Annotated in this window: 1 protein-coding gene and 1 pseudogene; both read left to right on the top strand. The window is 76.1% G+C overall.

The window, feature by feature from the left end:
• Positions 1-526 precede the first annotated feature (526 nt).
• Positions 527-2,749: pseudogene (locus tag ACWGH4_RS32700) on the top strand (serine protease); the annotation flags it as partial.
• Positions 2,750-2,790: 41 nt separating this feature from the next.
• Positions 2,791-3,747 carry a bifunctional riboflavin kinase/FAD synthetase gene (locus ACWGH4_RS32695; RefSeq protein WP_453467235.1) on the top strand — a complete coding sequence of 319 codons (957 nt, stop codon included), beginning with the start codon at positions 2,791-2,793 and terminating at the stop codon, positions 3,745-3,747.
• Positions 3,748-3,788 lie beyond the last annotated feature (41 nt).

The raw sequence follows: 3,788 nt of genomic DNA, 5'->3' as shown, positions 1-3,788 counted from the left end.
CTGGACGGCGGCCACCGTGGCGTGGCTGGCCGCCTCCGGCACGCGGCTGGTCGTGGCATGCCGTCCGGAGCACTGGGAACAGGCCGGGGCGCTCTACCCGCCGCACCTGCTGCACCGCCCGGTCGGGCCTCCGCAAGGGCCGGCCGGGGCGGGCCTTGCGGAGGCCGAAGGCGCCCCGGCCGCGCCGCTGCGGGGGCCGGCGCGGGCGCAAGGGGCTTCGGCGGCGCAGACGGTGCGGGGCTCTGCCGCACAGGTGGCGCAGCCGGCACACGCGGCCCGTACAGCTCATGCGGCACACGCGGCGCAGGCAGCCCACGCGGACCCAACGGCGCACGCAGATCGCACCGCACACGCACCACATGCGGCGAAGGCAACCCGAGCGGTCCAGGCCCCCGCCGCCCGGGCAGCGGAGGCAGCACACGCGGCGCACGCAGCGCCGCTGACCGCGGGCGCGGCGGAACGCACGGTGCCGGGGCCCCGCTTGCCGGTCGTGGTCCCCCCGCCGCTCGCCGTGGGACCGGGCTGTCCCGGCCCCGGTGTCCGGGACCCGCAGCCGCCGCCCGCCGTGCGTCTCGGTGACCTGACCCCCGAGCAGGCCCGGTCGGCGCGGCAGGGGTACGGGCTCGGGCCCGGCAGCGTGGCTGCCGGTGACGAGCGGCATCCGCTCGTGCTGAGGCTCCTCTCGGAGGTGCACCGTGCCCTGCCCGGCGCCGTGCCCGGCACACCGGGGCGGGACGGCGTCTTCGGCGCCTACCTCGACCTCCTCTCCCTGCGGATCGCGGTACGCATCGCCACCGCGGCCGGGTCCCCGCCCCGGGGCGCCGCCGTCCGCCGGCTCGCCGCCCGGGTCGCCGGGAGGATGCACGAGGCCGCCCGGCGCTGCCTGGGGACCGGTCACGGCCAACTGGACCGTGCCTCGTTCGAGGAGCTGTTCCCCTGGGCGGGCGGCTGGGCGTCGGCGGTCCTCACGGAGACCCTGCTCGTTCCGGCGGGCAACGGCTACCGCTTCGCCCATGAGGAGCTCGCCGAGTGGATCCAGGGCGCGCATCTCGACGTCGACGCGGCGCTCCACTCGCTCGTCCACCGCCGCGAGCACCACGGGCCGGGTGAGGACGGCCCGCCGCCCGTGCCCCGCCATCGCATCGGTCCCGTCGCCCAGGCCCTGCTGCACCTCGGCCGGGAGCGCGGTGCACACCGACTGGCGCCCCGGCTCGCCGAACTGGCCGACGTGGTCCATGACGACGCCCACGGCCGACAGGACCGGGAAGCTCGCTGGTGGGCCTCCAGGCTGCTGCACGAGGTGCTCGGCCGGGTGCCGGACGCCGAGCCGTGCCTCGCCGTCCTGCAACGGCTGGCGGAACGGCCGGGAGACGACTTCGGTCCCGCCTTCTGGGCCGGGCTGCGGCTCGGGGACCCGGCGAGGTTCGACCTCTTGCGGCGGCTCCTGCCCCGAGATCCCTCCCCGCCGAGCGGCACCGCCACCCCCCACTTCCTGGAGCTCGCCGACGCGCGGCTGGCGGCCGACCCCGCGGCCGTGCAGCCGCTGCTGTGCCGGTGGTTCGACGACGACACGCCCCTCACTCCGGGACCCGGCGCGACGGTGCGCCCCACGGTCGGCGCTGCCGCACAGGCGCTGCTCTACGCCCGCCGGGACCTCGCGCCCGACGATCTCGCCGAAGCCCTCGCGGACACCTCCCACCCCCGCGCCGACGAGCTTCTCCGTGCGCTCGCGGAGGACGAACCGTCCGCGATGTGCCGGGCCGTGGACCGCTGGGCCCGCGACCCGCGGCCCGGGCGACGGACGGCAGCCGCCGCCTACGGGCCGCTCATCGCGGCCAGGTCCGTCGGCGACACCGACCGGGAACTGCTGCGGCGGGCCGCCCGCGCCCTGCTCGCCGGCACCCGGGGCGCGCACGGCCCCGCACTCACCCTGCTGGTCCGCGACCCGGTGAGCCGCGACCGGCATCTGCCGCGGGCCCTCGAGCTCTTCGCCGCCGGCGACCCGTGCCTGCCCGCCGACGCCCTCACCGACGCGCTGACGACCCATCCCGGGCCGGTGCTCGCCGCCTTCCGGAGCCGGCTGCTGAGGCCGGACACCTCCGCCCGAGCGGGAGAGACTCTCGCCGCGCTCGCCGATGCCGCCACCACCCCGGCCGTGGCCCGCCGGGCGGCCGCCCTCGTGTGCGAGTACGTCGACCACCGCCCGGACGGCGCGGTGCACGCCGCCGCCTACGTCCACCGCCGCCTCGAGCACGGACCGGACGGGCGGGACGTACTGTTCCCGCTCGTCACCCACCTCGTGCGCGGCCGCCCGGCCCGGGTGCGCGGCGCCCTCGCGCCCGTGCTCGCCGCGGCCGGGGCTCCCGCCTCCCGCCCGCTGCGCGCGGAGCTTCTGGAGGTCCTGCTGCGGTACGAGCAGTACGAGGCCCGCGACCTCACCGTCCTCGACGACCTGCTGCGCGCCGCCGCGCACGGCTGCGGGACGCGCGAGGAGGAACGGACCCGGTCGCTGGTCCACCGGACGGGCCTGCTGCTCGTCCGCACCCCCAAGGGCGCGGCGTGCCTCGACCGGAGGCTCACCGAGCTGGCCCGCGAGGTGCCCGCCTTCGCCGTGCTCATGGCACGCTGGCCGGTCGCGGATCCGGAGCAATGGGCCGCGGTGGAGGCCTGCCGGGCTCTCGGGATACGGGGGAGTCCGGTGCCGATGCCGACCCCGGCCGCCGGGCATGGCAGTCTTAGACCTGCGTAATCGGCAATCACGTACACAGGTTCGGGCGAGGAGCGGTCACAGTGCAGCGCTGGCGTGGCTTGGAGGACATCCCCCAGGACTGGGGACGCAGCGTCGTCACCATCGGCTCCTACGACGGCGTGCACCGCGGACACCAGCTGATCATCGGACGCGCGGTGCAGCGGGCGCGCGAGCTCGGCGTGCCGTCCGTCGTGGTGACCTTCGACCCGCACCCCAGCGAGGTCGTCCGCCCGGGCAGCCATCCGCCGCTGCTCGCACCGCACCACCGCCGTGCGGACCTGATGGCCGAGCTCGGCGTGGACGCGGTGCTCGTCCTGCCCTTCACCGCCGAGTTCTCCAAGCTCTCACCGGCCGACTTCATCGTGAAGGTGCTGGTCGACAAGCTGCACGCGCGGGCGGTCATCGAGGGCCCCAACTTCCGCTTCGGCCACCGGGCGGCTGGCAACGTCTCCTTCCTCGCGGAGATGGGCCGGACGTACGACTACGAGGTCGAGGTCGTCGACCTGTACGTGCGGGGAGAGGCGGGCGGTGGTGAGCCGTTCTCCTCGACCCTCACCCGTCGGCTGATCGCCGAGGGCGACGTCGAGGGGGCCTCCGAGATCCTCGGCCGCCCCCACCGCGTCGAGGGTGTCGTCGTGCGCGGCGCCCAGCGCGGGCGCGAGCTGGGCTTCCCGACGGCCAACGTCGAAACCCTGCCGCACACCGCGGTTCCCGCCGACGGCGTGTACGCGGGCTGGCTGACGGCAGCCGGCGAGCGGATGCCGGCGGCGATCTCGGTGGGCACCAACCCCCAGTTCGACGGCACGGAGCGGACCGTGGAGGCGTACGCGATCGACCGGGTGGGACTCGAGCTGTACGGGCTTCACGTCACGGTGGACTTCCTGGCGTACGTACGCGGCCAGGAGAAGTTCGACACCATCGACTCGCTGCTCGTGGCGATGGCGGACGACGTGAAGAAGTGCCGCGAGCTCACAGCGTCGTACGACGCCGGTCGCTGACCTGACCCGACCTGACCCGCCGCAGGCCGGCCACCTCGGGC

The sequence above is a fragment of the Streptomyces sp. NPDC054847 genome (genome assembly GCF_053610925.1).
This window is presented reverse-complemented; position numbering and strand designations above follow the sequence as displayed.